This window comes from Bartonella sp. TT110JLCBS (assembly GCF_042193405.1).
Lineage (GTDB): Bacteria > Pseudomonadota > Alphaproteobacteria > Rhizobiales > Rhizobiaceae > Bartonella.
The window spans coordinates 1-900 of record NZ_JBHILT010000153.1; the positions used below are offsets into that span (position 1 = coordinate 1).

The 900-nt window shown below is 33.3% G+C and carries 1 protein-coding gene; it reads left to right on the top strand.

Translation table 11 applies throughout. The annotated features are described in order from the left end of the window. Positions 1–90: 90 nt before the first annotated feature. The coding region (locus ACFILW_RS10135; protein ID WP_375685773.1) for a helix-turn-helix domain-containing protein at positions 91–900 on the top strand (810 nt) is incomplete at its 3' end.

A 900-nucleotide genomic window follows, 5' to 3' on the forward strand; every position in this document is an offset into this window, starting at 1 on the left:
TTTATCGTGATGCATTCTGCAAGAGAAATTTTGTAGAAAAGGGATATTTTTAACGTTTTTTTTGCCTCCAATAGAGAGGTTTTAAAAATTATGGTTAAGAAAACATCTGGAAGAAAGATAAATGCACATCATATAGAATTTAGAAAATTAGCAGAAACTGCTGAGATTGGTTCTGTAAGCCGTGGTCAATTGATTGGATTGGCTAAAAACATGAAAAAAACTGGTTTAGTTAAAAAACCAGAAGGCGAACTTCTTCTTGAGTTACTGGATACAGCTTCAAGAGATTCATTTGAAAAAGGAGGAGTTCCTATTGTTTTCAAAAGCAATCAACAACTTGGTTATGACATTAGTCGTAGTGAAGGACGCATTAGTCGATTGCTTTCATCTCTCTATGATTGTGGTTTTATTGTTATGCGCGACTCTGGTAACTTTAAACGCTATCCTATACGTAACCATAGCGATGATATCGTAACAGCTTGCGGTATTGATTTACGTATTCTTGTTGCGCGATATCATGAACTTAAGCAAAAAGCAGACGAAGCTCTGGAATGTTATGATAAAAAGAATGAAGCTTTGCATTATTTTAGAGGATTGTTGCGTCAAATTAAAACCTGTTATACAGAAATGGAAGAAACTCCGTTTATCTCATTGCTTTTTTCTAGAATGCAAAAAATTCTTCATATTATTGGTCGACCAACAAAAGCATCTTTTGAAAAATTACAAAAGGCATCCCATCTTTTTGAATGGATTTTACAGCGTTTTTTTAAGCTAAAAACATTAAAAACGACATACAGATATGCCTCCAATGACATACACATAGAACATACAACCCCTAACTATAATTGTAATTGTAACAAAAATGAGTGTTCAGAGTTATCTGAACACACTCAAATCGTTAAT